Source organism: Azospira sp. APE16 (genome assembly GCF_047901315.1).
GTDB lineage: Bacteria > Pseudomonadota > Gammaproteobacteria > Burkholderiales > Rhodocyclaceae > Azospira > Azospira oryzae.
In genome coordinates this window covers 967,165-993,911 of record NZ_CP179682.1, presented here as the reverse complement: position 1 = coordinate 993,911, position 26,747 = coordinate 967,165, and the positions used below count along the sequence as shown (strand labels likewise).

Annotated in this window: 25 protein-coding genes and 1 pseudogene; 22 read left to right on the top strand and 4 right to left on the bottom strand. The window is 68.1% G+C overall.

Translation table 11 applies throughout. The annotated features are described in order from the left end of the window. A complete protein-coding gene (gene minE, locus ACLSSQ_RS04965) occupies positions 1 to 267 on the top strand; it encodes a cell division topological specificity factor MinE (RefSeq protein ID WP_014238468.1) in 267 nt (88 codons plus the stop codon). Between the two features lie 94 nt (positions 268 to 361). On the opposite strand, the gene ACLSSQ_RS04960 is transcribed toward minE, so the two are convergent. Both ACLSSQ_RS04960 and ACLSSQ_RS04955 read right to left on the bottom strand, forming a co-directional pair. Next, complete coding sequence (locus ACLSSQ_RS04960) at positions 362 to 1,219, bottom strand: transporter (protein ID WP_416243950.1); 858 nt, start codon at positions 1,217 to 1,219, stop codon at positions 362 to 364. 85 nt (positions 1,220 to 1,304) lie between these two features. Beyond that, positions 1,305 to 2,855, bottom strand: a complete 1,551-nt coding sequence (locus ACLSSQ_RS04955) for a tetratricopeptide repeat protein (RefSeq protein WP_416243949.1) — start codon at positions 2,853 to 2,855, stop codon at positions 1,305 to 1,307. A 336-nt stretch (positions 2,856 to 3,191) separates the two neighbouring features. On the opposite strand from ACLSSQ_RS04955, the gene ACLSSQ_RS04950 reads away from it, so the two are divergent. The 17 genes and pseudogenes from ACLSSQ_RS04950 to ACLSSQ_RS04870 all read left to right on the top strand — a co-directional run bounded on the left by ACLSSQ_RS04950 (position 3,192) and on the right by ACLSSQ_RS04870 (position 20,506). Continuing rightward, positions 3,192 to 4,178, top strand: coding sequence for an ABC transporter substrate-binding protein (locus tag ACLSSQ_RS04950; RefSeq protein ID WP_014238470.1), 987 nt, complete (start codon positions 3,192 to 3,194; stop codon positions 4,176 to 4,178). Between the two features lie 4 nt (positions 4,179 to 4,182). Continuing rightward, positions 4,183 to 5,001, top strand: coding sequence for an ABC transporter permease (locus ACLSSQ_RS04945; protein WP_416243948.1), 819 nt, complete (start codon positions 4,183 to 4,185; stop codon positions 4,999 to 5,001). A 132-nt stretch (positions 5,002 to 5,133) separates the two neighbouring features. Beyond that, positions 5,134 to 5,925: an ABC transporter ATP-binding protein gene (locus tag ACLSSQ_RS04940; protein ID WP_205231443.1), complete on the top strand. Its 792-nt coding sequence runs from the start codon at positions 5,134 to 5,136 to the stop codon at positions 5,923 to 5,925. Positions 5,926 to 6,067: 142 nt separating this feature from the next. After that, a complete protein-coding gene (locus ACLSSQ_RS04935; protein WP_416243947.1) occupies positions 6,068 to 7,900 on the top strand; it encodes a sensor histidine kinase in 1,833 nt (610 codons plus the stop codon). Positions 7,901 to 7,919: 19 nt separating this feature from the next. After that, complete coding sequence (locus ACLSSQ_RS04930) at positions 7,920 to 8,279, top strand: 5-carboxymethyl-2-hydroxymuconate Delta-isomerase (protein WP_416243946.1); 360 nt, start codon at positions 7,920 to 7,922, stop codon at positions 8,277 to 8,279. Then, positions 8,272 to 9,618, top strand: a complete 1,347-nt coding sequence (locus ACLSSQ_RS04925; protein ID WP_416243945.1) for a sigma-54-dependent transcriptional regulator — start codon at positions 8,272 to 8,274, stop codon at positions 9,616 to 9,618. Before ACLSSQ_RS04930 ends, ACLSSQ_RS04925 begins: the two co-directional genes overlap by 8 nt. A 95-nt stretch (positions 9,619 to 9,713) precedes the next feature. Further along, positions 9,714 to 10,883: a response regulator gene (locus ACLSSQ_RS04920; protein WP_416243944.1), complete on the top strand. Its 1,170-nt coding sequence runs from the start codon at positions 9,714 to 9,716 to the stop codon at positions 10,881 to 10,883. After that, positions 10,880 to 11,509 carry a response regulator gene (locus tag ACLSSQ_RS04915; RefSeq protein WP_416243943.1) on the top strand — a complete coding sequence of 210 codons (630 nt, stop codon included), beginning with the start codon at positions 10,880 to 10,882 and terminating at the stop codon, positions 11,507 to 11,509. Before ACLSSQ_RS04920 ends, ACLSSQ_RS04915 begins: the two co-directional genes overlap by 4 nt. A gap of 241 nt (positions 11,510 to 11,750) precedes the next feature. Beyond that, positions 11,751 to 12,110 (top strand): response regulator, encoded by a 360-nt coding sequence (locus tag ACLSSQ_RS04910; protein WP_130459035.1) that lies wholly within the window; start codon positions 11,751 to 11,753, stop codon positions 12,108 to 12,110. Between the two features lie 557 nt (positions 12,111 to 12,667). Next, positions 12,668 to 12,967: pseudogene (locus tag ACLSSQ_RS04905) on the top strand (methyl-accepting chemotaxis protein); the annotation flags it as partial. Between the two features lie 295 nt (positions 12,968 to 13,262). After that, positions 13,263 to 13,631 carry a response regulator gene (locus ACLSSQ_RS04900; protein WP_416243942.1) on the top strand — a complete coding sequence of 123 codons (369 nt, stop codon included), beginning with the start codon at positions 13,263 to 13,265 and terminating at the stop codon, positions 13,629 to 13,631. 10 nt (positions 13,632 to 13,641) lie between these two features. Further along, on the top strand, positions 13,642 to 13,956 hold the full coding sequence (locus tag ACLSSQ_RS04895; protein ID WP_014238481.1) for an STAS domain-containing protein: 315 nt from the start codon (positions 13,642 to 13,644) through the stop codon (positions 13,954 to 13,956). Beyond that, positions 13,953 to 16,169, top strand: a complete 2,217-nt coding sequence (locus ACLSSQ_RS04890; protein WP_416243941.1) for a chemotaxis protein CheW — start codon at positions 13,953 to 13,955, stop codon at positions 16,167 to 16,169. The genes ACLSSQ_RS04895 and ACLSSQ_RS04890 overlap by 4 nt, the downstream gene beginning before the upstream one ends. An 18-nt stretch (positions 16,170 to 16,187) precedes the next feature. Beyond that, the gene (locus tag ACLSSQ_RS04885; protein WP_416243940.1) at positions 16,188 to 17,822 is read left to right on the top strand and encodes a methyl-accepting chemotaxis protein; all 1,635 of its coding nucleotides are present in this window, start codon (positions 16,188 to 16,190) and stop codon (positions 17,820 to 17,822) included. A gap of 11 nt (positions 17,823 to 17,833) precedes the next feature. Beyond that, positions 17,834 to 18,352, top strand: a complete 519-nt coding sequence (locus tag ACLSSQ_RS04880; protein ID WP_416243939.1) for a chemotaxis protein CheW — start codon at positions 17,834 to 17,836, stop codon at positions 18,350 to 18,352. 15 nt (positions 18,353 to 18,367) lie between these two features. Beyond that, positions 18,368 to 19,627 (top strand): two-component system sensor histidine kinase NtrB, encoded by a 1,260-nt coding sequence (locus ACLSSQ_RS04875; RefSeq protein ID WP_416243938.1) that lies wholly within the window; start codon positions 18,368 to 18,370, stop codon positions 19,625 to 19,627. Between the two features lie 198 nt (positions 19,628 to 19,825). After that, positions 19,826 to 20,506, top strand: a complete 681-nt coding sequence (locus ACLSSQ_RS04870; protein WP_416243937.1) for a hypothetical protein — start codon at positions 19,826 to 19,828, stop codon at positions 20,504 to 20,506. Positions 20,507 to 20,611: 105 nt separating this feature from the next. Here ACLSSQ_RS04870 and ssb read toward each other — a convergent pair whose 3' ends face one another. Together ssb and ACLSSQ_RS04860 are read right to left on the bottom strand one after the other, a co-directional pair. Then, positions 20,612 to 21,106, bottom strand: coding sequence for a single-stranded DNA-binding protein (ssb, locus tag ACLSSQ_RS04865; RefSeq protein WP_014238487.1), 495 nt, complete (start codon positions 21,104 to 21,106; stop codon positions 20,612 to 20,614). A gap of 32 nt (positions 21,107 to 21,138) precedes the next feature. Next, positions 21,139 to 22,317, bottom strand: a complete 1,179-nt coding sequence (locus ACLSSQ_RS04860) for an MFS transporter (protein ID WP_416244285.1) — start codon at positions 22,315 to 22,317, stop codon at positions 21,139 to 21,141. 336 nt (positions 22,318 to 22,653) lie between these two features. Between ACLSSQ_RS04860 and aspA the strand changes: the two genes are divergently transcribed. The 4 genes from aspA to ACLSSQ_RS04840 all read left to right on the top strand — a co-directional run bounded on the left by aspA (position 22,654) and on the right by ACLSSQ_RS04840 (position 26,729). Continuing rightward, positions 22,654 to 24,072: an aspartate ammonia-lyase gene (gene aspA / locus ACLSSQ_RS04855; RefSeq protein WP_416243936.1), complete on the top strand. Its 1,419-nt coding sequence runs from the start codon at positions 22,654 to 22,656 to the stop codon at positions 24,070 to 24,072. Positions 24,073 to 24,164: 92 nt separating this feature from the next. Further along, positions 24,165 to 25,478, top strand: a complete 1,314-nt coding sequence (locus ACLSSQ_RS04850; protein WP_014238490.1) for a dicarboxylate/amino acid:cation symporter — start codon at positions 24,165 to 24,167, stop codon at positions 25,476 to 25,478. Positions 25,479 to 25,498: 20 nt separating this feature from the next. After that, positions 25,499 to 25,849 (top strand): GlpM family protein, encoded by a 351-nt coding sequence (locus ACLSSQ_RS04845; RefSeq protein WP_130459041.1) that lies wholly within the window; start codon positions 25,499 to 25,501, stop codon positions 25,847 to 25,849. 112 nt (positions 25,850 to 25,961) lie between these two features. Then, positions 25,962 to 26,729, top strand: coding sequence for a sulfite exporter TauE/SafE family protein (locus ACLSSQ_RS04840; RefSeq protein WP_416243935.1), 768 nt, complete (start codon positions 25,962 to 25,964; stop codon positions 26,727 to 26,729). Positions 26,730 to 26,747 lie beyond the last annotated feature (18 nt).

Here is a 26,747-nt window from a genome sequence, read left to right as displayed (position 1 = left end):
ATGTCCCTGCTCGACCTTCTTTTTGGCCAGAAACAAAAGACCGCTTCGGTCGCCAAGGAGCGCCTGCAGCTCATCATCGCCCGGGAACGCAGCGGCGAGCAGAGCTCGCCGGATTTCCTGCCTCAACTGCAGCAGGAGCTGATCGCCGTCATCTCCAAGTACGTCAAGGTGAACCAGGACGACATCAAGGTCTCCCTGGAGAAGAAGAACAACTTCGAAGTGCTGGAAGTGAACATCGTCCTGCCGGAAGTGGGCCAGGCCCGCTGAGCCGGTCCGCCGCCAAGCAGAAAGCCGGGGCATGCCCCGGCTTTTTCTTTGTCCTGCGTTTGGCCCCGCCCCTGGCGGCAGGGGCGGCCCCGCCTCAGAAGAAGCGGGTCAGGCGGACCACCCAGCGCCGGTCTTCCAGGAGGCCGTTTTCCGTGCGGAAATCCCCGCCGTATTGCAGGGACAGCTTGCCGACGGGCGAGTTGGCGGTGGCCGTGAGCTGGTAACGCTCCAGCTGGGTGCGGTCGTTCTGGGCCACGCCCGCCACCCGGGTCTCGCCGCCCCAGGTGTAGAAATAGGTGGCGGCCAGGGCAAAGGTGGCATTGATGTCGTAGCGCAGGCCGGTCTGGGCGGTGTACAGCACCTCCTGGTCCTGCTCCCGGCGCAGAGGGCCGAATTCCTTGTTGGTGCCGGAGCGCATGCCGTCCACCGCGCCCATCCAGTGCAGATTGCGCAGTACGGCGGTCTGCAGACCGACCTGCAGGGCCGTGCTGACCCGGTTGCTGCCCATGTTGAGGACGCGCCCCGCCTGGTAATCCCCGGTGGGCAGGGTCAGGTAGCCGCCCACGGCGAAATAGGTCTGGCCGGCATGGTTGGCGTAGGGCCACACGGCCAACAGCATGGTGGTGTCGCCGAAGCCCGAAGCCCCCGGCAGGCTGGACAGGGTGCCGCCCGGATGCAGGCTGCCGACGGGCTGCTGCAGATAGGAGAAGGCGGGCATGCCGCCCAGGTCGAAGGTGGCGCCCAGGCGCAGCTGGGTCTGGGACAGGGTCACCTTGGGCTCGCCGGGCATCTTGCGGCCGCGGACGTACATGTCGCCCCGGTCACTGTCCTGGTAGGCCAGCTGGATCATCCTGGTGCCGGAGGGCGGCACCTGCAGGTCCCCCGGCTGGAGGTCGATGGCCCAGGCGGCGGCGCTGGGCAGCAGCAGGGCGAGGTGGGTGAGTTTGCGCATGGCGCGCAAGTGTGGCGAAAGGCCCCCGGATAGGCAAGCTAGGGCCTTCCCCAGGGCAGGCCTGGCCCGAAGCCGGCAGCCGCGCTCAGCCCCCGCGCCAGTCCGCCAGGGCGGCCGCCGCTTGGGCCACGGCGCCGTCCCAGTCGCCCCAGGCCGGCTGGCGGAAGAGGCGCAGGCTGGCGTACCAGGGGGTCGCCGCCCCCTGCCGGCCCCAGTGCCATTCGCCGCCATGCTGCAGCAGCAGCCAGCAGGGGCGACCGAGGGCGCCGGCCAGGTGGGCCACCGCCGTGTCCACGCTGATGACCAGGTCCAGCTGCTGCACCAGGGCGGCGGTGTCGGCCCAGTCCTCCAGCCATTCATCCACCCGCTGCAGCTGGGGCAGGCCGGCCAGGGTTTCCTGGTCGGCGGCCGGGATCATCTGCTGCAGGCAATAGAAGCGGCGCCCCGGCCCCAGCAGGGGCTGCAGCTGCGTCAGGGCAAGGTTGCGGCCGGCATCGCCGTCGGCCTTGGCCGACCAGACCAGGCCGATGCGCCTGCCCTGGAAGGCAGGCAGGACGGGCATCCTGGCGGCACGCTCCGGGGATGCCCGTAGATAGGGCGTCCCAGGCCCTTCTTCGGGACGGCACAGGCCCAGGGCCAGGGGCAGGCTGAGCAGGGGACAGTGCAGGTCGTGGGGCGGCAGCTCGGCCGGCGCCGGCAGCACCTCGATTCCCGGCCCCAGGCTGGCGGCCAGGGCGGTCAGGGACGGCGGCAGCAGCAACAGCACCCGGGCGCCGAGGGCCGCCACCCGGGGCACGTAGCGCAGGAACTGGAGGGTGTCGCCCAGGCCCTGCTCGGCCCACAGCAGCACGGTCCGCCCCTCGGGGGAATGGCGGCCCAGCCACAGGGGAGCATTGCTGGGCAGCCAGGCGTCGGCCATCTGCCGGGTTTCCCAGCGCCATTCGTAGCGCTGCCAGCCTGCGCGCCAGCGCCCCAGGGCGAAGCAGCAGTGGGCCTGCTCCACCAGGGCTTCCGGGTGGTCGAGATGGAAGCACAGTAACTGCTCGTAGCTGGCGAAGGCGGCCTCCCAGCGGCCCAGGGCCTGCAGCACCCGGCCCCGCTGCAGGCGCACCTGGAGATTGCCCGGTTCCCGCTCCAGGGCCCGGTCCAGGGCCGCCAGGGCCTCCTCGTGGCGGTACAGGGCGGCCAGGGCCGCACCCCGGCGGGCCTCCAGACCCCAGCAGCGGGGATCGAGCCGGCGGGCCTGGTCGAAGTCGGCCAGGGCGGCTGCCGCCCGGCCGGCGCCGAGGCGGATGTTGCCCCGCAGCACATGGAAATCCACATTGTCCCGGTCGATCTCCAGCAGGGTGCCGTAGTGCTCCTCCGCCTCCAGTTGCAGCTGGCGGCACTGGGCCGCCGCCTCGCCGTCGTCCGGGGCATCGCGCAGGTAGCGGCCGTAGGCGGCGATGGCTTCCTCGTAACAGCCCAGTTCGGCCATCAGGCGGGCGCAGTTGAGGTGCAGGGGATAGAGCCGGGGATTAACCGCCAGGGCCTGCTGCAGGCAGCCCAGGGCGGCCTCGGTACGGCCTTCCTGGCGCAGGCTGGCGCTGCGCCCCACCAGGGCGATGATCTGTTCCAGTCCGTCGATGTGCGACATGCGTTGCCGGCTCCCCGTACTTGCCATGACCGGCGCCGCCGGCTGCGCCGGGACGCCACCGGGGCATTCTTGGCCCGGGGGATGTAAATACGGGTTAAGCCCCGGGTAAATCCGGGTTAAGACGACGGTCTGCCCTGTGCGGAATCCCGGAACGACCGCCTCCCGGGCGTGCGGTTTTCCGGAAAGCCCGGGGAGGCGCGGCACCCCGACGCCGAGCCAAATCCCTGAAAAAACAATCGCCTGCAAACCTTTCCGGCGGATGGCACGGTCCCTGCAAACAGGAACCTCACAACCCGGCACTGCCGCCGGGGACATCCACCCTGTGAGGAGACTTCCATGCAACAACGCAAAGTTCTGGCTGCGGCCGTCACCGCCCTCTGTGCTTCCGCCCTGCTGGCCGCCGCGCCGGCCCGGGCCGAGGACGTGGTGCGCCTGGGCAACCTGAAGTTCGCCCACTACGGCGCCGTGTCCTACATGAAGGAGCTGTGCGCCAAGTACGACCTGAAGGTGGAGGAACGCATGTTCCCCAAGGGCCCGGACATCATGCCGGCCATCGTCGCCGGTGAGGTGGACATCGCCGCCCTGGCCTCCGACGGCGCCATCTCCGGCCGCGCCAACGGAGTGCCCATCTATACCGTGGCCGGCTTCGCCAAGGGCGGCGCCCGCCTGGTGGCCGGCGCCGACACCGGCATCAAGGATATCCAGGGCCTCAAGGGCAAAAAAGTGGGCGTCACCCGGGGCGGCGCCCACGAGCTGCTGCTCTACGCCGAGCTGGAAAAGGCCGGCCTGACCTGGTCCGACAAGCCGGGCAAGGACGTGCAGATCGTCTTCCTCGCCTTCGCCGACCTCAACCAGGCCCTGGCCGCCAAGCAGATCGACGCCATGTGCCAGTCCGAGCCCCAGTCCTCCCAGGCCCTCAACAAGAAGTTCGGGGTGGAGATCATGAAGCCCTACAACACCGCCATGGGCGAGCCGGTGCGCCTCCTGGTGATGACCGAGAAGCTCTACAACGAGAAGAAGGACGTGGCCCAGCGGGTCATGAAGTGCTTCGTCGAAGCCACCGCCCTGTTCAACAAGGACATGGCCCTGGCGGAGAAGTACGTGCGCGAACAGATGTTCAAGGGCCAGATCAGTTCCCAGGACTTCAAGGACGCCATGGACAACGCTGACTACACCTACGACGTTTCCCCCGAGCACATCGACATCACCACCTCCTTCATGCAGAAGTACGGCGTCGGCCGCATGGCCAAGCCGCCCAAGGCCGCCGAGTGGGTCAAGCTGGACCTGCTGCAGAAGGCCAAGACCGAACTGAAGGTGAAGTAAGGCCATGCTGAAGAAACTGCAAGCCTTCGCCCACGGCGCCCTGGTGCCGGTGCTGGTGCTGATCCTGTGGGAGGCCGGCTCCCGGGCCGGTCTCTTCTCCGAGGTGCTGCTGCCCTCCCCCAGCGCCGTGGCGGTGAAATGGTGGGCCTACCTGCTGCCGACCCAGGACTACGTCCCGGGCAGCGGCAGCTACTTCACCTGGCTCATTTCCGGCGAGCTGCTGCACGACGCCTATTCCAGCCTCTACCGGGTCATCGTCGGCTTCATCATCGGCGCCGGCCTGGCCCTGCCCCTGGGCCTGGTGATGGGCGCCAACCACCGCATCTACGACCTGTTCAACCCCCTGGTGCAGATCCTGCGGCCGATCCCCCCCATCGCCTACATCCCGCTGGCGATCCTGTGGTTCGGCCTGGGCAACCCGCCGTCCTTCTTCCTCATCGCCATCGGCGCCTTCTTCCCGGTGCTGATGAACACCATCGCCGGGGTGCGCCACGTGGACGGCATCTACCTGCGGGCCGCCCGCAACCTGGGGGTCAATTACTGGACCATGTTCACCCGGGTGATCCTGCCCGCCTCCACCCCCTACATCCTGGCCGGGGTGCGCATCGGCATCGGCACCGCCTTCATCGTGGTGATCGTCTCCGAGATGATCGCGGTGAACGACGGCCTCGGCTTCCGCATCCTGGAAGCCCGGGAGTTCATGTGGTCGGACAAGATCATCGCCGGCATGATCACCATCGGCCTGCTGGGCCTGGCCATCGACACCGCCGTCAGCCGCCTCAACAACCACCTGCTGCGCTGGCACCGCGGCCTGGAGCACTAAGTTGGCCAGGACCATCCCCCCGCCCCCCTGCCCACGGCAGGGGGTGACAGCAGTTCAGCCCGCCGCCCGCCCGGGCGCCGGACATCCAGATCAACGACGGCTGCCTCCTTGGGGCGGCCCTGCGGAGGCAGCATGAGCGACATCCTCATCAACAACGTGCAGAAGGTCTTCAAGACCCCCGGCGGCGACGTCACCGCCCTCAAGGACATCAACCTCACCGTCAAGCAGGGCGAATTCGTCTGTCTGCTGGGCCCCTCCGGCTGCGGCAAATCCACCCTGCTCAACGCCGTGGCCGGCTTCCAGCCGCCCTCGGCCGGCGAGATCGTCATCGAGGGCAAGAAGATCCTCACCCCGGGCCCGGACCGGGGCATGGTGTTCCAGGAATACGCCCTCTTCCCCTGGATGACCGTGGCCCAGAACATCGCCTTCGGCCTGCAGATCCAGAAGAAGGAGAAGGCCGAGATCGACCTGACGGTGAACCAGCTGTTGGACCTGCTGCACCTGAAGGACTTCCGCGACCGCTTCCCCAAGGACCTCTCCGGCGGCATGCGCCAGCGGGTGGCCATCGCCCGGGTGCTGGCCCTGGATTCGCCCATCATGCTCATGGACGAGCCCTTCGGCGCCCTCGACGCCCTCACCCGGCGCAACCTGCAGGACGAGCTGCTGCGCATCTGGGAGAAGCTGAACAAGACCATCCTCTTCGTCACCCACTCCATCGAGGAGTCCATCTACCTGGCGGACCGCATCGTGGTCATGACCTACCGCCCCGGCACCATCAAGCGGGACCAGTACGTCACCATGCCCCGGCCCCGGGACCCCTCCAGCCACGAGTTCAACGAGCTGAAGCGGGAGCTGGGCCGCCTGGTGATGGAGGAGCAGCAGCGCCACGCTGCCGACGAGCTGAAGCTGGCGGCGGTGGACTAGGCACCGCCGCGGGGGCGGCGGCTGCCGTCCCCCGCTTTTTTTCCCGCTTTTCCCGTCTCCCTTCCTTTGCGTCTGGCCGCCGCCGGGTCCGGGCATTAGCATAGGCGGCTGTCTCCCAACCCTGACCGCGCCCCCTCCCACCGTGTCCCTGCCGCCCCTGCCCGCCCCCGCCACCTCCAGCCGCCGCCGGCTGCTGCTGGGCACCGCCCTGCTCGCCGCCTGCCTGGTCTTCGGCTGGCTCGCCTACCGGGTGGCCCTGACCATCTTCCTCGATGGCGAACGGCAGAACGCCGCCCGCCGTCTGGAGTTCTACGCCCTTTCCCTGGAAGCCACCCTGGCCCGCTACGAGGCCCTGCCCGGCCTGCTAGCCCTGGAGCACAAGCTGCACGAACTGCTGGCCCAGCCCGCCGGCAGCGCCCAGGCCAAGGCCGCCAACGCCTATCTGAAGACCGCCCAGAGCGGCGCCGAGATCAGCGCCGCCTACCTCATCGACCGCCGCGGCCACACCCTGGCCGCCAGCAACTGGGACAAGGCGGGCAGCTTCGTCGGCCACAACTACGCCTTCCGTCCCTATTTCCGGGAAGCCATCAAGGGCAGCCTGGGCCGTTTCTACGGCGTCGGCGCCACCACCGGCGAGCCGGGCTACTTCCTCGCCGCCCCGGTACGGGACGGCAGCCACGGCCCCATCGAGGGCGTGGTCACCATCAAGGTGAACCTGGCCCCCTTCGAATCCGCCCTGGCCAGGAGCGGCGACACCGTGCTGCTGGCCGACGACGAGGGCGTCATTTTCCTCGCCCCCAAGGCCGAGTGGCGCTACCGCACCCTGGCCCCCCTCTCCCCCCTGGCCCGGGAACGGCTGGCGGCCAGCCGCAAGTACGGCGACAGCCCCCTGGAACCCCTCATCAGCGACCGGGCCCTGGAAGACGGCAGCGTGCGCCTGGCGGTGACCGACCGGCGCCCCCGGGACCTGCTCATGGAAAGCCAGGCGGTGGGCCACCAGGGCTGGCGCGTGGTGCTCCTCACCGACCCGGCGGAAGCCCGCCGTAGCGCCCTCGGCGCCGGCTTCACCGCCGCCTTCGCCCTGGCCTTCGTGCTGGCCCTGGCGGCCCACCAGAACCTGCGCCGCAAGCGCCGGGCCGAACTGCACCAGGCCCATGCCGCCCTGGAGGCGGCCATCGCCGAACGCACCGCCGACCTGACCCGCAAGGTGGAAGCCCTCAAGCAGGCCGAGGCGATCCTGCACCAGACCCGGGACACGGCGGTGCAGGCCGGCAAGCTGGCGGTGCTGGGCCAGATGTCCGCCGGCATGAGCCACGAACTGAACCAGCCCCTGGCCGCCCTGCAGACCTTCTCCGACAACGCCGTGGCCCTCATGGACCTGGGCCGCCTGGAGGAAGTGCGGGAGAACCTGGCCATGATCCGCCAGCTCACCGCCCGCCTGGGACGCATCGTCACCCAGCTCAAATCCTTCTCGCGCAAGGGCCCGGCGGAAAAGAGCCCGGTCCCCGTGGCCCGGGCCGTGGACAACGCCCTGCTGATCCTGGAACCGCGGCGGCGGGAGCTGCAGGCCGCAATCCAGGTGGATCCCATCGCCCCAGAACTGGCGGTGCTGGCCGACACCACCCGCCTGGAGCAGGTGCTGGTAAACCTGCTGCGCAACGGCCTCGACGCCATGCAGGAGCGGCCGGCGCCGCGCCTGCACCTGCAGGCCGAACGGCGGGACTCCCAGGTGCGCATCGCCATCCGCGACGAGGGCCCGGGGCTGCCGCCGGAGGTCCTGGCCCACCTGTTCGAACCCTTCTACACCACCAAGCCCGTGGGCGAAGGCCTGGGCCTGGGCCTGGCCATTTCCCTGGCCATCGTCGAAGGCTTCGGCGGCCGCCTGGAGGGCAGCAACCGGCCGGAAGGCGGCGCCGAATTCGCTATCATCCTGGAAGCCGCCAGCGGCACCCAGTCAAAACCCACCCCCGCCTGACCCGCCCCGGAACCACGCCATGCCCCACCTGACCCTGGAATACAGCAGCAACCTCTCCCTGGACCCGGCCGCCAGCCTCGCCGCCCTCAACCGCTGCCTGGCCGACTCCGGCCTCTTCGAGGAAGCGGACATCAAGAGCCGGGCCCTGGCCCTGGAGGTATTCTGCGTCGGCACCGCCGCCACGCCCCGGGCCTTCGCCCATGCCAAGCTGAGCCTCATGCCGGGGCGCAGCATCGACACCAGGAAGCAGCTGGCGGACAGCCTGCTGGCCGCCCTCTCGCCCCTGGTGCAGGCGGCGCCGGGCACCGAACTGCAGCTGTGCGTGGAGCTGTTCGAGATCGACCGGGCCAGCTATGCCAAGGAGAGCCGCCGTGTCTGAGGCCGCCGCCCTGCCGGTCTTTCTCGTCGAGGACGATCCGGCGGTGCGCATGGGCAGCGCCCAGGCCCTGACCCTGGCCGGCCTGGAGGTGCGCAGCTTCGCCGACGCCGAAGGAGCCCTGGCGGCCCTGGCCGCCGAACTGCCCGGAGCCGTGGTCAGCGACGTGCGCCTGCCGGGCAGGGACGGCATCGCCCTGCTGGGGGAGCTGCGCCAGCTGGACCGGGAGCTGCCGGTGATCCTGGTCACCGGCCACGGCGACGTGGCCATGGCGGTGCAGGCCATGCGCGACGGCGCCCACGACTTCATCGAAAAGCCCTTTACTTCCGAACATCTGGTGCGGGTCACCCGCCAGGCCCTGGAGAAGCGGGCCCTGCTGCTGGAAAACCGGCGCCTCAAGGAAGCCCTGCCGACCCAGGACGGCCTGCCGGTGATCGGCCAGACCCCGGCCATGCAGGAGGTGCGCCGCCTGGTGGCGGCCCTGGCCCCCACCGACGTGGACATCCTCATCAACGGCGAGACCGGCAGCGGCAAGGAAGTGGTGGCCCGGGCCATCCACAGCGCCTCCGGCCGGCGCGGCCCCTTCGTCGCCATCAACTGCGCCGCCCTGCCCGAGAGCGTCTTCGAGAGCGAGATGTTCGGCCACGAGGCGGGAGCCTTCACCGGCGCCGGCAAGCGGCGCATCGGCAAGATCGAATACGCCCACGGCGGCACCCTGTTCCTCGACGAAATCGAGTCCATGCCCCTCAATCTCCAGGTCAAGCTGCTGCGGGCCCTGCAGGAGCGCAGCATCGAGCGCCTCGGCGGCAACGCCCCGGTGGCGGTGGATTGCCGGGTGGTGGCCGCCTCCAAGGCCGACCTCAAGGCCCTCTCCGAGGCCGGCCAGTTCCGCGCCGACCTCTACTACCGGCTCAACGTGGTCAGCATCGACCTGCCGCCCCTGCGCCGGCGCCAGGAAGACATTCCCCTGCTCATGGGCCACTTCCTGCAGCAGGCGGCCAAGCGCTTCGGCCGGGAAATGCCGGCCTGGGGCCCGGCCGAACTGGCCCGCTGGCAGGCCCAGCCTTGGCCGGGCAACGTGCGGGAGCTGAAGAACGCGGCGGAGCGCTTCTGCCTGGGCCTGGACCAGCCCCAGGCGGCATCCCCGGCGGGCAGCGCCCCGGGGGCCGAGCTGCCCCTGGCCCGGCGCCTGGAGCTGGCGGAACAGGGCTTCATCGAGGCCGCCCTGGCGGCCTGCCACGGCAATGTGGCCCTGGCGGCCGAGCGCCTGCAGCTGCCGAAGAAGACCCTCTACGACAAGCTGGCCCGCCTGCAGATCGCCGCCGACACCTTCCGCCGCTGAAGCCGCCGTCGAGCCCCTTGCCGGGCCCGGTCCGATGCCGTCAAAATGGGCGGCACAAGAAGCGGCCCCCCAGGGCCGCAAACCGGGAGGCTCCCATGCCTGCGCGATTCGACAACGGCATCACCGGCACCATCCTGCTGGCGGACGATTCCGCCCTGGACCGCCATCTGTTCACCCAGCTGCTGCAGCGCTACGGCCACACGGTGCACGCCGTGGCCGACGGGGCCCAGGCCCTGGCCGCCCTCGACAGCCTGCAGCCGGACCTGGTGCTGCTGGACATCTGCATGCCCGACATGAGCGGGCTGGAGCTGTGCGCCAAGCTCAAGGCCGATCCGGCCACCCGGGACATCCCGGTGATTTTCATCAGTGCCGCCAGCGCCGTGGAGGACCGCATCCAGGGCTTTTCCAGCGGCGGCGTGGACTACATCGGCAAACCCATCAAGAGCGAGGAAGTGCAGGCCCGGGTCACCACCCACCTGACCCTGCGGGCCCTGCGCCGCACCCTGGAACTGCGGGTGCAGGAGCGCACGGCGGAACTGGAAGTGGCCAACCGGCACCTCAGCGAGGAGATCACCGAACGCCGCCGCATGGCCCAGGAACTGCTCGAATCCCGGCAGCAGCTGCGGGACCTGGCCGCCCACGGCGAAGCCGCCATGGAGCAGGAGCGCAAGCGCATCGCCCGGGAGATCCACGACGAGCAGGGCTCCCTGCTGACGGCCCTGAAAATGGACCTGACCCTGCTGCGACGGGAGCTGGGCGACGTCCCGCCGGCCATCGGCCAGCGCCTGGACACCATGCAGCACCTGGTGGAGGAGGCGGTGCGGGTGATGCGCCAGGTGGCCTCCCAGCTGCGTCCGGCGGTGCTCAACCTGGGCATCCTGCCGGCCCTGGAATGGCTCACCGAGGAATTCCGCCAGCGCACCGGCATCGCCTGCCACCTGCTGGCCGGGGACGACATTCCCCTGGACGACAGCCGGGCCACCACCCTCTTCCGCATCGTCCAGGAATCCCTCACCAACGTCACCCGCCATGCCGAGGCCAGCCAGGTGGACATCGGCCTGAGCCTGGAGGTGGAGCACATCCGCCTGGAGATCGCCGACAACGGCAAGGGCTTCGACCCCAGCCAAGTGGGCGGCAACTCCTTCGGCCTGCTGGGCATGGGCGAGCGCCTGGAGGCCCTGGGCGGCAAGCTGCGCATCGACAGCGCCCCGGGCCGGGGCACCCGCCTGCACATCACCATTCCCCTGGCGGAGGAGCTGCCATGATCCGCATCCTGCTGGCCGACGACCACAGCATCGTACGCAGCGGCCTCAAGCAGCTCCTGGCCACGGAAGCCGACCTCACCGTGGCCGGCGAGGCCAGCCAGGGCAGCGAGGTCCTGACCCGGCTGCGCCAGGGCGGCATCGACCTGCTGCTGATGGACATGTCCATGCCCGGCATCAGCGGCCTGGACCTGATCCGCCGCGCCCATACGGAAGCGCCGGAGGTCCCCGTCGTCGTCCTCAGCATGCACAACGAGAGCCAGCTGGTATCCCGAGCCCTGCGCGCCGGCGCCAGCGGCTACGTGACCAAGGACAGCGACCCGGCCATTCTCCTAGCGGCCATCCGCAAGGTGGCCAGGGGCGGCCGCTTCATCGACCCGGCCCTGGTGGACGCCATGGTCTTCGGCGCCCCGGAAGAGGCGCCGCCCCACGAGGCCCTCTCCGACCGGGAATTCGAAGTGCTGCAACTGCTCAGCCAGGGCCTGGCCCTGGCCGCCGTGGGCGAACGGCTGCACGTCAGCGCCAAGACCGTCAGCACCCACAAGACCCGGCTCATGCAGAAACTCGGCATCGACAACAATGCCGAACTGGTGCGCTACGCCCTGCGCCACGGCCTGGGCCGGCCCTAGGCCCCGCCTCCGCCCTGTCGTTGCGCTGCCCGTTTCAAGCCTTCCTCCCCGCTTCCCCCTCCCATCCCCGGCATGGCCGGCCCGCTGCCGCCCCGACATGCAGCGGCGGGCACTCCCCCTTGTAGGGTTTACCTGACCCCCGAATCAGGCTTGCCCTAAGTCACATTCCGCCGTTGCCGACGGCGGCGCTTTGGCGTCTGGCGTGAAATACACCCATCGCAGCACGCCACGGACAAGCGCCATGAAAATCCTCATCGTCGAAGACTCGAAGCTGGTCAGCGAACGGCTGCGCCTGGCATTCGCCGACCTGCCTCGGGTGGAAACGGTGGTCACCGATCGCATCGACATCGGCCTGCGCCATTTCCGCCTGTTCCGCCCCGAACTGCTGATCCTGGACATCGAGGTGGCCGACGGCAGCGGCATGTCCCTGCTGGGCAAGGTGAAGCTGGAAGCGCCGGCCACCATCGTCGCCATCTTCACCAACCACCCCGGCTTCCGCCGCCGCTGCGCCGCGGCCGGCGCCGATTTCTTTTTCGACAAGTCCTCCGACTTCGAACCCCTGGCCAGTACGGTGCGCCACCTGGCGGAGGCCCGGCAATGAGCGCCCCCACCACCTGGACCCCGCTCGGCCTGGGACTGGCCGGCGCCGCCTGGTCCCTGGGCCAGGGCGGCAGCACGGCCGGCGGCATCGGCGGCGCCCTGCTGCTGGCGCTCGCCGGGGCAGCCGGCGCCTGGTACGGCCGGCAGCACAGCCGCCTGCTGCAGGAACGGCTGGCCGCAGCCCTGGCGGCCGGTGCCCGGGGCGAGGCGGAGGAGCGCCAGCGCCAGGCGGGACTGACCGCCCAGGTGCACAGCATCGAAGGCCACATCCTGCCCATCTGGCGCAAGCAGCTGACCCTGGTCGGCGAGCAGACGGAAACGGCCATCGCCGCCCTCTCCTCCCGCTTCGCCGGCATCGTGGACGGCCTGGAGGCCAGCGCCCGGGCCTCCGACGCATCGGTGGGCGGCAACCTGCTGCAGACCCTGGAGCACAGCCGCCGGGAACTGGACGCCCTGCTCGCCACCCTGGCCGGGCTGCTGGCCAACAAGCGCCGCATGCTGGAAGAGATCGGCCGCCTCGCCGCCTTCACCGACGAACTGGATGCCATGGCCCAGGGGGTCGGCCGCATCGCCGGCCAGACCAACCTGCTGGCCCTCAACGCCGCCATCGAGGCGGCCCGGGCCGGCGATGCGGGGCGCGGCTTCGCCGTGGTCGCCGACGCGGTGCGGGAGCTTTCCAACGAATCGGCCGGCACCGGCCGGCGCATCGCCGACAAGGTGCAGCTGGTCAATGAGGCCATCCACGGTGCCCTGCAGGCGGCGGACCAGGGCGCCCTGGCCGACGAGCAGGCCCTGGGCCAGGCCCAGCACTCGGTGGCGGGAATCCTCGAAGGCTTCAAGCGCGTCACCGGCGACCTGGCGGACACCGCCAACACCCTGCGCCGGCAGCACCAGGGCATCCAGCAGGAAGTGGCCGAATCCCTGGTCTCCCTCCAGTTCCAGGACCGCATCGGCCAGATGCTGGGCCACGTCCGCCAGGACATGGAAAGGCTGGAGCGGCACCTGACCACCGGGCCGGAACACCTGGACGCCCAGGATTGGCTGGACAACCTGGCCAGCACCTACACCACGGCCGAGCAGCACGCCGTGCATGGCGGCAAGAGCAGTCAGGCACCGGCCGACTCCGACATCACCTTCTTTTAGGACCGCCCCCATGGCAAAGACAATTCTCATCGTCGACGACTCCGCCTCCCTGCGCCAGGTCGTCAGCATTGCCCTCAAGGGCGCCGGCTACGAAACCCTGGAAGCCTGCGACGGCCAGGACGGCCTGAACAAGCTCAAGGGCCAGAAGGTGCACCTCATCATCAGCGACGTGAACATGCCGGTGATGGACGGCATCACCTTCGTCACCGAGGTGAAGAAGCTGCCGGAGCACCGCTTCACCCCGGTCATCATGCTCACCACCGAAGCCGGCGACAGCATGAAGCAGCGGGGCCAGGCGGCGGGCGCCAAGGCCTGGGTGGTGAAGCCCTTCCAGCCGGCCCAGATGCTCACCGCCGTGACCAAGCTGGTCATGCCCTGAGGAGCGCGCCATGGAGATGAAGACCCATTCCGCCGACGGCGTCATGCACCTTGCCCTGCAGGGCGAATTCACTATCTACGACGCCGGCATCAAGGACGAGCTGCTGGCCCTGTGCGCCGGCCCCCGGGTGGAGATCGACCTGAGCCAGGTCAATGAGATCGACAGCGTCGGCGTCCAGCTCCTGCTGCTGGTCCTGCGCCAGGCCCAGATGCAGCAGCGCAGCCTGCGCCTGGTGGCCCTGCACCCGGCCGTCAACACCATGTTCGAGCTATACGACCTGCACCAGACCTTCGGTCTCGACAACAACGGGGAGCTGCCGTCGTGAGTACCGATGACGTCCTGCAGACCTTCGTCGCCGAAGCCCGGGAACTGCTGCTGGGCATGGAGGATTCCCTGCTGGCCCTGGAACGGGACCCGCGGGACGGAGAGGCCATCTCCGCCACCTTCCGCGCCATCCACACCATCAAGGGCTCGGCCGGGCTGTTCAGCCTGGACCAGCTGGTGGCCTTCGCCCACGTGGCGGAAACCCTGCTCGACCTGGTGCGGGACGGCCGCGTCGCGGTGGACGGGGACCTCATCGCCCTGCTCCTGGAGTGCAGCGACTACCTGGGCTTCCTCATCAACCAGATCGCCGGCGAGGAGGTGGCCGACGCCGCCGCCCAGGAAGCCCGCAGGCCCGCCCTGCTGGCCCGTCTCCAGGCATGCATCGCCAGCAGCGGCGCCCCTTCTGCCTCCCAGGCCGAGAGCCCCCGGCAGGCCCCGCCGAGCGCAGTGCCGGCCGCCGGCGAGGTGGCGGACCCGGTGCATAACGATGCCTGGCACATCTCCCTGCGCTTCGGCCCCGAAGTCCTGAAGAACGGCATGGACCCGGCCTCCTTCCTGCGCTATCTCGGCACCCTGGGGGAAATCGCTCACATCACCACCCTGTGGCAGCACATGCCGGCGCCGGAAGCCATGGACGCGGAAAGCTGCTACCTGGGCTTCGAGCTGGATTTCCGCAGCGAGGCCAGCCGGGAAGCCATCGACAGCACCTTCGACTTCGTCCGGGACGACTGCCGCATCACCCTCCTGCCGCCCCGCAGTTCCATCGACGACTACCTCAAGCTCATCGCCGAGGCGCCGGAAGGGCTGGAGCGCCTGGGCGAGATTCTGGTAGCCAGCGGCGCCCTCAGCCAGGCCGAGCTGGAACGGGCCCTGGAACGGCAGGGTCAGGCCGCCCCGCCGGCCCTGGGAGAAATGCTGATCCAGGAAGAAGGCATTCCCGCCCCCGTGGTCCAGGCCGCCCTGGAAAAGCAGGCGAAAGGCCGGGAGAACCGCTCCGCTGCCACCCGCTTCATCCGCGTCGATGCGGAAAAGCTGGAGGAGCTGATCAACCAGGTGGGGGAACTGGTCATTGCCGGCGCCTCCGCCACCCTGCTTTCCCAGCGCAACGGCGACGCCGCCCTGATCGAGGCCATGGCCCAGGTGGGACGCCATGTGGAGGAGATCCGGGACCGGGCCCTGTCCCTGCGCATGGTGGAGATCGGCGAATCCTTCAACCGCTTCCCCCGGGTGGTGCGGGACGTTTCCCGGGAACTGGGCAAGGACATCGAACTGGTCATCACCGGCGCCGAGACCGAGCTGGACAAGACCGTGGTGGAGAAAATCGGCGACCCCCTCATGCATCTGGTGCGCAACTCCATGGACCACGGCATCGAATCCATCGAAGAGCGCCTGGCCCGGGGCAAGCCGGCCCAGGGCCGCCTCAGCCTCCACGCCTACCACGAGTCCGGCAGCATCGTCATCGAGGTGGCCGACGACGGCGGCGGCCTGAAGCGGGACAAGATCCTGGCCAAGGCCATGGACCGGGGCCTGGTGGCGCCGGGCCAGGCCCTCACCGACCGGGACGTCTTCAACCTCATTTTCGAACCCGGCTTTTCCACCGCCGAGCAGGTCACCAACCTCTCCGGCCGCGGCGTCGGCATGGACGTGGTCCGCCGCAACATCAGCGCCCTGCGCGGCAGCATCGACATCGAGAGCCAGGAGGGCGTGGGCACCACCATGCGCATCCGCCTGCCCCTGACCCTGGCCATCATCGACGGCTTCCTCATCCAGGTGGCGGACAGCGCCTTCGTCCTGCCCCTGGACCTGGTGCAGGAATGCATGGAACTGCCCGATGGGGAGCGCCTGCAGAGCCGGGGACAGAGCAGCCACTACCTGGACCTGCGCGGCGAGGCCCTGCCCTGCCTGCGCCTGCGCAACCTGCTCAACCTGGAAGGGGAAAGCAGCCAGCGGGAGAACGTGGTCATCGTGCAGTACGGCAACCGCCGGGCCGGCCTGGTGGTGGACCGCCTGCTGGGCGAGTTCCAGACCGTGATCAAGCCCCTCGGCCAGATTTTCCGCCATCTGCGCGGTTTCTCCGGTTCCACCATCCTCGGCACCGGCGAGGTGGCCCTGATCCTGGACGTCCAGGCCCTGGCCCAGATCGCCATCGGCAGGGAAGAGCGCAGCCTGGCCGCCCCGTCGTCCGTCAATACACCCCGCATCAGCCAAGTTTAATAATTTCAGGAGAATCAGATGATCGCCAACTTGCGTATCGGCACCCGTCTCGGTATTGCCTTTGCCATCCTCGTCCTGCTCCTCACCGGGGTGGCCGTGCTCTCCGTCACCAAGGCCAACGCCATCAACGACGAGCTCAACGTCATCGTCAAGGACCGCTTCCCAAAGGTGGTCAAGGCCAACGTGATCATCGACATCCTCAATGCCAACGCCCGCGTGGTGCGCAACATGCTGTTGCTGACCAAGGCCGATGACATCAAGCGCGAGGCCGACCGCCTGCCCGACATGAGCAAGCGCATGAGCGAAGAGCTCGACGCCATCTCCAAGATGCCCATGAATGACGAGGAAAAGGCCGTCCTGGCAGAAATCAACGCCGCCCGCGGCCCCTACCGGGACCACCTGGTCAAGGTCATCAAGCTGGCCAATGACGGCGCCCGGGAAGAAGGCACCGCCCTCCTGCTGGGCGACATGCGCAAGTCCTTCAACGACTACATCAAGACCCTGGAAAAGCTGATCGAGCTGGAAACCAAGTCCATGGAGGCTACCGGCAAGTCCGCCGACGAACTGGTGGTGGCCACCCGCAACCAGATCATCACCGTGGGCATCATTGCCGGCCTGCTGGCCATCGTCCTCGGCGTCTTCATCACCCGCAGCATCACCACCCCGCTGAACCAGGCCGTGGGCGTCGCCAACAAGCTCTCCGAAGGCGACCTGACCGTGCGCATCGACGCCTCCAGCAAGGATGAAACCGGCCAGCTGCTCGCCGCCATGCAGGCCATGGTGGCCAAGCTGGCCCAGATCATCGGCGAAGTGCGGGGCGCTGCCGACAACCTCTCCTCCGCCTCCGAGCAGGTGTCCGCCACAGCCCAGTCCCTCTCCCAGTCCTCCAGCGAGCAGGCCGCTTCCGTGGAAGAAATCACCTCCACCCTGGAAGAATCCACCGCCTCCATCAACCAGAACACCGAGAACGCCAAGGTCACCGACAACATGGCCGCCAAGGCCGCCAATGAAGCCAACGAAGGCGGCACGGCGGTGAAGGACACGGTGGTGGCCATGAAGCAGATCGCCGGCAAGATCGGCATCATCGATGACATCGCCTACCAGACCAACCTGCTGGCCCTCAACGCCGCCATTGAGGCCGCCCGGGCCGGCGAGCACGGCAAGGGCTTCGCCGTGGTGGCCGCGGAAGTGCGCAAGCTGGCCGAACGCTCCCAGGTGGCGGCCCAGGAGATCGGCCAGGTGGCGGGCAACAGCGTCTCCCTGGCGGAACACGCCGGCAAGCTGCTGGACGAGATCGTCCCCTCCATCAAGAAAACCTCCGACCTGGTGCAGGAAATCGCCTCCGCCTCCGCCGAGCAGTCCGGCGGCATCGCCCAGATCAACCAGGCCATGAACCAGCTGAACCAGGCCACCCAGCAGAACGCCTCCGCCTCCGAGGAACTGGCGGCGACGGCCGAGGAAATGACCGGCCAGGCCGAGCAGTTGCAACAGCTGATGAGCTTCTTCAACACCGGCCACGGCACCACCCAGCGCAACGTGCAGGTACGTGGCACCAAGAAGTCCGGCCAGGCACCGCGCCAGGCATCCCGGCAGGAAAGCTGGGACAGCGCTTCTGCCGAAGTGGAAGCTGGCGGCGACTTCGTCCAGTTCTAAGGAGAATGGCCATGAACGCACCAGTCACCGCCACTCCCGAGAGGGAGACGGAGGCCCGCACCCAGTGCCTCACCTTCCAGCTGGGCAATGAACTGTTCGCCGTGGGCATCCTCAACGTCCGGGAAATCATCGAGTACGGCCACCTGACGGTGGTGCCGATGATGCCCGACTCGGTCCGCGGCGTGATCAACCTCCGCGGCGCCGTGGTCCCGGTGATCGACCTGCGCCGCCGCTTCGGCCACGCACCGACCGTGGTCGGACGGCGCACCTGCATCGTCATCGTCGAGACCCCCACCGCCGAGGAAACCCAGGTGGTGGGCATCATGGTGGATGCGGTGAACGAGGTCCTGGACATCCCGGACACCCAGATCGAACCGCCGCCGGCCTTCGGCACCCACCTGCGCACCGATTTCATCCGGGGCATGGCCAAGATGGACAAGGGTTTCATCCTGGTCCTGGATCTCAACCACGTGCTGGCCGAGGACGATTTTCACGCGCTGGTCCAGGACAGCGAATGCGCCGCGGCCTGAGCAGGGAGGAACTCCATGGAACCGGACCACAACCCCGCCGGGGATTCGCAGCAGCAACAGGTGCTGGCCGCCTTCGCCCGCTGGAGCCGCACCTACGAACTGATCCTGCACTCGGCCAGTGAAGGCATCTTCAGCCTGGATACCAACGGCTGCATCACCTTCGCCAACCCGGCTGCCTCGCGCCTGCTGGGCTGGCCGGTGGAGGACATGCTGACCCGGCCGGTGGCCGCCGTGCTCTATGGGGACAAGCCCAATCCCCTGGCGGGGGAGGCGGAGTTCCAGCACCGCCGCCAGGTGTTCCTGCAGCGGGACGGTTCCAGCATCGTCGTCGAGTGCAACCAGGCCCTGATCCTGGAGGAGGACCAGACGGTCGGCGCCGTCCTCATGTTCAACGACATCAGCGAGCGGGAACGGGCCGAACGGGCCCTGCAGGACACCCTGACCTCCCTGGAACAGACCAATCGCCGCCTGACCCAGACCCACGACCAGCTGCTCCATGCCGAAAAGCTGGCCGCCATCGGCCAGCTGGCCGCCGGCGTGGCCCACGAGATCAACACGCCCCTCGGCTACATCCAGAGCAACCTGGGCGCCATGGCTCGGCACCTGGAGGACCTGCTGACCCTGGTGGACGCCTACGAGAGCGCCGCCGCCGGCCAGCAACCGCCCGGCCGGGAGCGCATCGACCTGGACTTCCTGCGCCAGGACGCCCCCCAGGTGCTGGCCGAAACCCGCCAGGGAATTTCCCGGGTGAGCACGGTGGTACGCCATCTCCTGGAGTTCTCCAGCACCTGCGCCAGCGGCGAATGGCGCCAGGCCGACCTGGAAGCCATCTGCCGCACGGCGGCGGAACGGGCCTGCCAGAAGCGCCACAACTTCCGCCTGGAACAGCGCTACGACGCCCTGCCGCCGCTGCACTGCCTGCCGGAACGGCTGCAGCAGGCCCTGGAAAACCTCATCGACAATGCCCTGCTGGCCATCCCGGCCGAGGGCATGGTGCGCCTGCACGGCAGCTGCCCCGACAGCCGCCAGATCTGCCTGACGGTGGAGGACAACGGCTGCGGCATCGCGCCGCAGCATCTGGAAAGCATCTTCAATCCCTTCTTCACCACCCGGCCGGTGGGTTCCGGCGAAGGCATGGGACTCTCCGTCGCCGACACCGTCGCCCGTCTCCACGGCGGCAACATCGAGGTGGAAAGCAGCCCGGGCCTGGGCAGCCGCTTCACCCTATGCCTGCCACTTCAAAACAACATTCCTCAGGCGAAAGCAGCCGAATGATCAACCCAGGCCGTTGGTGCAACTTGAATGCAAGCGAATCGCCTCGTAATCAGTGGGGATGAAAGCAAGTCAACGCCAAAACATACCAAAGTCATATTGCAATAATCCGGCGACAGACTATTGTTTTCCAACTGCCGTCTGCCCGCTTCTCAACCGCTCAGACGGCGGGTCGCCGGACTTCCCTGGATTGCCTTCATCATGGCACCCCCAGCCTCCGGCCTGTGCAAGATCACCAAGGAGGCAAGCATGAGCAAGACCAACTACATCATCAGGAACAATCCCAACAACGGCCCGCTGGAAGCATTCACCATCGGCCCCAATGCCGAACTCTGGCATTCGTGGCAGTCGCCCACCGGCCCCGGCGGCTGGAGCGGCTGGTCCAGCCTGGGCCGCCCAGCCGACGTCTTCATCAGCCAGCTGGAAGTGATCGGCAACGCCAGGGACAGCGGCCCCCTGGAAGCCTTCGCCGCAGGCTCCGACGGGGCCCTCTGGCATATCCGGCAGGGCGGCGGCCAGAAGGACAACTGGAGCAACTGGGAATCCCTCGGCTCCCCCGGCCCCAAAGCCCTGATCACCTCGGTGGAAGTGGTGGAAAATGCCGGCAAGGGCACCCTGGAAGCCTTTTCCATCGCCACCGATGGCGCCCTCTGGCACAACTGGCAATCCCCCAGTGGCCCGGGCGGGTGGAATGGCTGGTCGTCTCTGGGACAACCGCCGGGCGGCATTGCCATCGGCCAACTGCTGGTGGCCGAGAACGCCGGCACCAGCGGTCCCCTGGAAGCCTTCGCCCTGGGTTCGGACCGGGCCCTGTGGCACATCTGGCAGGGTGGTGGCCAGAAGGACAACTGGAGCAACTGGGAATCCCTCGGCGTGCCCTGACCTGGACGGGCACCGTTCCCACACCGGCGTGCCGGTTGCAATGAAAAAGCCCGGAATCCGTTGCGGATTCCGGGCTTTTCTTTAGCGCAAGAGACTGGACGGCTCTTAAAACGGAATGTCGTCGTCCATGTCGTCGAAAGACGGGGCCTTCTTCTTCGGCGCAGAGGCAGCGGGGGCGGAGGAACGGGGGCTGAAATCGCCGCCACCGAAGTCGTCGCCGCCGCCGTAGGAGGCACCGCTGCCGCCACCTTGGCCGCCCTGGCCGCCACGGCCGCCGAGCATCTGCATTTCGGTGGCTTCGATTTCGGTGGTGTAGCGTTCCTGGCCGTCCTTGTCCTGCCACTTGCGGGTGCGGATGCGGCCTTCGATATAGACGGAAGAGCCCTTCTTCAGGTACTGGCCGACGATCTCGGCCAGCTTGCGGAAGAACACCACCCGGTGCCATTCGGTGGCTTCACGCTTCTCGCCGGAATTGCGGTCTTTCCAGGTTTCGGTGGTAGCCAGGCGGACAGTGGCCACAGCGTCACCGTTGGGCATGTAACGGGTTTCCGGATCGGCCCCCAGATTGCCCAAAAGAATCACTTTATTGACTGCAGCCATCGATGTTTCCCCAATAGTAAAAAATTTTGAATTCAGGCCGGGCGCTGCTGGGCGCGCACCGGCGGTTTCATGGTCAGCCCCAGGGCCAGCCAGACGAGACTCAGGATTCCGGTACACCACCACACCGCATCGCCCCCCAGACGTTGCGCCAGCATACCGCCGACGGCGCCGCCAAGGAACAACCCGAGAGACTGGGTCGTATTATAAATGCCAAGTGCCGCTCCCTTGGCTTCCGCCGGTGCGATACGGGAAATCAGGGAAGGCTGGGTCGCTTCCAGGATATTGAAGGCGACGAAAAAGGCGGTCAACAGCAGGGCCAGGGGCCACAGGCCCTGGCCGAAGAGGCCGAAACCGGCCTGCACCAGGAGCAACAGGACCACGGCGCCGTTAAAGACCATTTTCATGCGGCCGTACTTCTCCGCCGCGATCACTGCCGGCACCATGAAGGCGAAGGAAACCAGCACGGCAGGCAGATACACCTTCCAGTGCTCGGCCAGGGGCAGGTCGCCGGTCTTGACCAGGGCGGCGGGGATCAGCACCCACATGGCGGTCTGGGTCAGGTGCAGGACGAAAACGCCGAAGTTGAGACGCAGCAGCTGGGGATGGAACAGCACGTCGGCAAAGCGGGTGCGGCCGCCATCCACCAGCACCTTGGGCGCCGGCGGCACCACCTTGTACAGGGCGACGATGGCCAGCAGGGCCAGCCCCCCGGTGAGAGCGAAGATGCCGGCCATGCCGATGGCGGCGTAGAGCAGGGGGGCCGCCACCAGGGAGAGGGCGAAGACCAGGCCGATGGAGGAGCCGATCATGGCCATCACCTTGGTGCGGTGCTGCTCCCGGGTTAGGTCGGCGGCCAGGGCGGTGACGGCGGCGGAAATGGCGCCGGCCCCCTGCAGCACCCGGCCGGCGATGATCATGGGCAGGTCGTCGGCGGCGGCCGCGATGAAGCTGCCCAGGGCGAACAGCAGCAGACCGAAGACGATCACCGGCTTGCGCCCGAAACGGTCCGAGGCGATGCCGTAGGGAATCTGGAACAGGGCCTGGGTGGCCCCGTAGATGCCGATGGCCAGGCCCACCAGCAGGCCATTGTCGCCACTGGGCAGGGTGTGGGCGTAGACGGCGAAGACCGGCAGGATGAGGAACAGGCCCAGCATGCGCAGGGCAAAGATGGAGGCCAGGCTGGCGCCGGCGCGGCGTTCGTCGGGGGTCATGGCATCGCCGGCGGGAGCGGCAGCGGTCAGGGGCTTGGCGGACACAGGGAGCAGGTAGGGATGGGGGGAAGAAGCAGGGGCGAATCTTAGCAGGTTTGCCCGGCGCCACGAAAAGCGCCGCAGCCCCACGGAGCCGCCGCCGGCCTATCCATTCGGATTTCCGAACGCCATACCCGGCCCTTGTCCGGAAAGCCGAACAACACCCCCAAAACGACGGTCAAAACCCCATAAAAAACAAGCAACTAAAAACCAGACCCAGCCCCCTCCCGATGGCACGGCCCGTGCTGAAGAACAGGGACCGCCTCCGAGCGGGCACATCAGAACAGAGGAGACACCATGAACCAGCCACACCGCGTCGAACACGACCTGCTGGGCGACCGCAAGGTCCCGGCCGAGGCCTATTACGGCGTCCATACCCTGCGGGCGGTGGAAAACTTCCCCATCACCGGCACCCCCATCTCCATCTACCCGGACCTGATCCGGGCCCTGGCCCAGATCAAGCTCGCCGCCGCCAAGGCCAACCAGCAGCTGGGCCTGCTGGAAGCCCCCCTGGCCCAGGCCATTGTCGCCGCCTGCCAGGAGGTGATCGCCGGCAAGCTGCACGAACAGTTCGTGGTGGACGTCATCCAGGGCGGCGCCGGCACCTCCACCAACATGAACGCCAACGAGGTCATCGCCAACCGGGCCCTGGAAATCATGGGCCATGCCAAGGGCGAGTACCAGCACCTGCACCCCAACCAGCACGTGAACATGAGCCAGTCCACCAACGACGTGTACCCGTCGGCGCTGAAGCTGGCCACCTACGTCGGCATCTTCCGTCTGGTGGACGCCCTGGCCTACCTGCGCCGCACCTTCGAGCGCAAGGCCGAGGAGTTCAAGGACGTGCTGAAAATGGGCCGCACCCAGCTGCAGGACGCGGTGCCCATGACCCTGGGCCAGGAATTCTCCACCTACGCCGTGATGCTGGGCGAAGACGAGGAGCGGCTGAAGGAAGCCGCCCTCCTGATCCGGGAAATCAACTTGGGGGCCACCGCCATCGGCACCGGCATCAATGCCCACCCGGACTACGCTCCCCTGGTCTGCCGCCTGCTGGCCGAAACCAGCGGCGTGCCGGTCATCACCGCCCCCAACCTGGTGGAAGCGACCCAGGACTGCGGTTCCTTCGTGCAGCTCTCCGGCGTCCTGAAGCGGGTGGCGGTGAAGCTGTCCAAGACCTGCAACGACCTGCGCCTGCTCTCCTCCGGCCCCCGCGCCGGCTTCGGCGAGATCAACCTGCCGCCGCGCCAGGCCGGCTCCTCCATCATGCCGGGCAAGGTCAATCCGGTGATCCCGGAAGTGGTGAACCAGATCGCCTTCGAGGTCATCGGCAACGACCAGACCGTCACCTTCGCCGCCGAGGCGGGCCAGCTCCAGCTCAACGCCTTCGAGCCCATCATCGCCCACAGCCTGTTCAAGAGCGTCAATCACCTGCGTCAGGGCTGCCTGACCCTGGCCGACCGCTGCGTAGACGGCATCACCGCCAACCGGGATGCCCTGCGGACCCGGGTGGAGAACTCCATCGGCATCGTCACCGCGCTGAACCCCTACATCGGCTACGCCGCCGCCACCTCGGTGGCTGCCGAAGCCCTGGAATCGGGCAAGGGCGTGGCCGAGATCGTGCTGGCCCGGGGCCTGATGAGCCGGGCCGAGCTGGACGATGTGCTGCGCCCCGAAGTGCTGACCCAACCCCGCGCCCTGCCCCACCGCCAGGGCTGAAACCGTTTGCGCCGGCAGCCCGCGGCCGGCCCCGTTTTTATTCTGATTTTTACTGATCTTGACCGCCGCCCCCGCGGCAACGGAGCCCTTCGATGAAAATGAACAAGCTCACCACCTGGATCGTCCTGGCCATGCTGGCCGGGGTCGGCGTCGGCTATGCCTGCAACACCATGGCCCCCGACGCCGCCAGCGCCAAGGAAATCGCCGGCTATTTCAGCATCCTCACCGACATTTTCCTGCGCCTGATCAAGATGATCATTGCCCCCCTCATCTTCGCCACCCTGGTGGCGGGCCTGGCCAACATGGGCGACGCCAAGGCTGTCGGCCGCGTCGGCGGCCGCGCCCTGGGCTGGTTCATCTGCGCCTCCTTCTGTTCCCTCTTCATCGGCCTGCTCTTCGCCAATGTGCTGCAGCCGGGCCACGCCTTGAGCGTGCCCCTGCCCGAGTCCGCCGCCGGCCTCAACCTGAAAACCTCGGCCCTCAACCTGAAGGACTTCATCACCCACGTCTTCCCCAAGAGCATCATGGAAGCCATGGCCGGCAATGAAGTGCTGCAGATCCTGGTCTTCGCCGTGTTCTTCGGCCTGGCCCTGGGCCACCTGCACAACCAGGCCGCCCGCTCCCTGGTGAACACCATGGACGAAGTGGTGCACGTGATGCTGAAGGTCACCGACTACGTCATGCGCTTCGCTCCCTTCGGCGTCTTCGGCGCCGTGGCCGGTGCCATCACCACCAACGGCCTGGGCATGCTGCTGGTGTTCGGCAAGTTCATGCTCAGCTTCTACGTCGCCCTGGCCGCCCTGTGGGCCCTCCTGATCCTGGCCGGCTTCATCGTCCTGGGCAAGGACGTGTTCCGTCTCATCAAGCTGGTGCGCGGCCCGCTGCTGGTGGGCTTCTCCACCGCCTCCAGCGAGTCCGTCTATCCCAAGCTGATGGAACAGCTGGAAAAGTTCGGCATCAAGACCCGCGTCACCGGTTTCGTCCTGCCCCTGGGTTATTCCTTCAACCTGGACGGCTCCATGATGTACACCACCTTCCTGGCCCTGTTCATCGCCCAGGCCTACGACATCCCCATGAGCCTGACCGCCCAGATCACCATGCTGCTGGTGCTGATGGTCTCCTCCAAGGGTATCGCCGGTGTGCCGCGGGCCTCCCTGGTGGTGGTGGCCGCCGTGCTGCCCATGTTCAACCTGCCGGAAGCCGGCCTGCTGCTGGTGCTGGGCATCGACCACTTCCTCGACATGGGCCGCACCGTCACCAACGTGCTGGGCAACTCCATCGCCACCGCCGTGGTGGCCAAGTGGGAAGGGGCCATCGACCCGGTGAGCGAGGAGCTGGCCGAGGCCGAGGAATCCCTGCCGGTGCCGGAAGACGATTCCCTGGTCACCGCCAAGGCCGCTGCCTGATCCGTCCGGCCGGAGCCCCCATGTTCGCCCTGTTCCTGAAGAGCCTGCTGGGGGCCCTGGCCGTCCTGCTCATTGCCCTGCTGTCCCGCAGCAAGAGCTTTTTCATCGCCGGCCTGGTGCCCCTGTTCCCCACCTTTGCCCTCATTGCCCACGCCATCGTCGGCAGTGAGCGGGGCGGGGCGGCCCTGCGCACCACCGCCATCTTCGGTCTGTGGTCCCTGCTGCCCTACGGGGTCTATCTGCTGGTGGTGGCCTGGCTCAGCCTGCGCTGCAGCCTGGGCCTGACCCTCGCCAGCGCCACCGCAGCCTGGCTGGGCAGCGCCGGCCTGCTGCTCCTGGCCTGGAGCCGCCTGTTCCCGCAAGGGAACTGAAGCATGTCGCGGGAGGCGCCCGGAACTAACCGGGGGCCGCCCGCCAAACGGTGTTTTATCCCTCCGCTTTAGGCCCGGCATACAATGCCGGGCACTTTTTTCCTTTATCGCCATGGATATCAACTGGTTCCTCCTCACTCCCGCAGCCTTTTTCGCCGGCATGGTCGATGCCGTGGTGGGTGGCGGCGGACTGATCCAGATTCCCGTACTGCTTTCCCAGTTTTCCCAGACGGCCATCCCCACCCTCTTCGGCACCAACAAGGTGTCGTCCATCGCCGGCACCGGCGCCTCCCTCTGGCGCTACGCCCGGGCCGTCCCCATTCCCTGGGCCGTGGTCCTGCCGGCCACCCTGGCCGCCCTGGTGGGCGCCTGGCTCGGCGCCGCCGTGGTCGCCTGGCTGCCCCGGGAGGCCATGCGCCCCCTGGTGCTGGTGCTGATGCTGGCGGTGGCCATCTACACCTTCCGCCGCAAGGACTTCGGCCATAGCGCCAGCCGCGAGCTGGTGCCCGCCGACCGCTGGCGCGGCGCCCTCCTGGGCCTGACCATCGGCTTCTACGACGGCTTTTTCGGCCCCGGCACCGGCAGTTTCCTCATCTTCGGTTTCGTCCGCCTGTTCGGCATGGACTTCCTCAAGGCCTCGGCCAGCGCCAAGGTCATCAACGCCGCCACCAACCTTTCCGCTATCGCCTTCTTCGCCAGCCACGGCCCCATCCTGTGGACCGTGGGCCTGATCATGGCCGCCTGCAACCTGGCCGGGGCCCAGGTCGGCACCCTGCTGGCCCTCAAGCGGGGCGCCGGCTTCGTGCGCCAAGCCTTCCTCGTCGTGGTGGCCGTGCTCATCGTCAAGCTGGCCTGGGACATGTTCGCCCCGGCCGCCTGAGCCCCCGCAAAGGGCCCG

Bases quoted from the DNA above. Each gene is read 5' to 3' on its own strand.
- ACLSSQ_RS04920 (WP_416243944.1), top strand. From the start codon at position 9,714: ATGCCTGCGCGATTCGACAACGGCATCACCGGCACCATCCTGCTGGCG.
- ACLSSQ_RS04870 (WP_416243937.1), top strand. From the start codon at position 19,826: ATGGCACCCCCAGCCTCCGGCCTGTGCAAGATCACCAAGGAGGCAAGC.
- ACLSSQ_RS04880 (WP_416243939.1), top strand. From the start codon at position 17,834: ATGAACGCACCAGTCACCGCCACTCCCGAGAGGGAGACGGAGGCCCGC.
- ACLSSQ_RS04875 (WP_416243938.1), top strand. From the start codon at position 18,368: ATGGAACCGGACCACAACCCCGCCGGGGATTCGCAGCAGCAACAGGTG.
- ACLSSQ_RS04915 (WP_416243943.1), top strand. From the start codon at position 10,880: ATGATCCGCATCCTGCTGGCCGACGACCACAGCATCGTACGCAGCGGC.
- ACLSSQ_RS04900 (WP_416243942.1), top strand. From the start codon at position 13,263: ATGGCAAAGACAATTCTCATCGTCGACGACTCCGCCTCCCTGCGCCAG.
- aspA (WP_416243936.1), top strand. From the start codon at position 22,654: ATGAACCAGCCACACCGCGTCGAACACGACCTGCTGGGCGACCGCAAG.
- ACLSSQ_RS04845 (WP_130459041.1), top strand. From the start codon at position 25,499: ATGTTCGCCCTGTTCCTGAAGAGCCTGCTGGGGGCCCTGGCCGTCCTG.
- ACLSSQ_RS04895 (WP_014238481.1), top strand. From the start codon at position 13,642: ATGGAGATGAAGACCCATTCCGCCGACGGCGTCATGCACCTTGCCCTG.
- ACLSSQ_RS04950 (WP_014238470.1), top strand. From the start codon at position 3,192: ATGCAACAACGCAAAGTTCTGGCTGCGGCCGTCACCGCCCTCTGTGCT.
- ACLSSQ_RS04885 (WP_416243940.1), top strand. From the start codon at position 16,188: ATGATCGCCAACTTGCGTATCGGCACCCGTCTCGGTATTGCCTTTGCC.
- ACLSSQ_RS04840 (WP_416243935.1), top strand. From the start codon at position 25,962: ATGGATATCAACTGGTTCCTCCTCACTCCCGCAGCCTTTTTCGCCGGC.
- ACLSSQ_RS04945 (WP_416243948.1), top strand. From the start codon at position 4,183: ATGCTGAAGAAACTGCAAGCCTTCGCCCACGGCGCCCTGGTGCCGGTG.
- ACLSSQ_RS04940 (WP_205231443.1), top strand. From the start codon at position 5,134: ATGAGCGACATCCTCATCAACAACGTGCAGAAGGTCTTCAAGACCCCC.
- ssb (WP_014238487.1), bottom strand. From the start codon at position 21,106: ATGGCTGCAGTCAATAAAGTGATTCTTTTGGGCAATCTGGGGGCCGAT.
- minE (WP_014238468.1), top strand. From the start codon at position 1: ATGTCCCTGCTCGACCTTCTTTTTGGCCAGAAACAAAAGACCGCTTCG.
- ACLSSQ_RS04910 (WP_130459035.1), top strand. From the start codon at position 11,751: ATGAAAATCCTCATCGTCGAAGACTCGAAGCTGGTCAGCGAACGGCTG.
- ACLSSQ_RS04850 (WP_014238490.1), top strand. From the start codon at position 24,165: ATGAAAATGAACAAGCTCACCACCTGGATCGTCCTGGCCATGCTGGCC.
- ACLSSQ_RS04955 (WP_416243949.1), bottom strand. From the start codon at position 2,855: ATGTCGCACATCGACGGACTGGAACAGATCATCGCCCTGGTGGGGCGC.
- ACLSSQ_RS04930 (WP_416243946.1), top strand. From the start codon at position 7,920: ATGCCCCACCTGACCCTGGAATACAGCAGCAACCTCTCCCTGGACCCG.
- ACLSSQ_RS04960 (WP_416243950.1), bottom strand. From the start codon at position 1,219: ATGCGCAAACTCACCCACCTCGCCCTGCTGCTGCCCAGCGCCGCCGCC.
- ACLSSQ_RS04860 (WP_416244285.1), bottom strand. From the start codon at position 22,317: ATGACCCCCGACGAACGCCGCGCCGGCGCCAGCCTGGCCTCCATCTTT.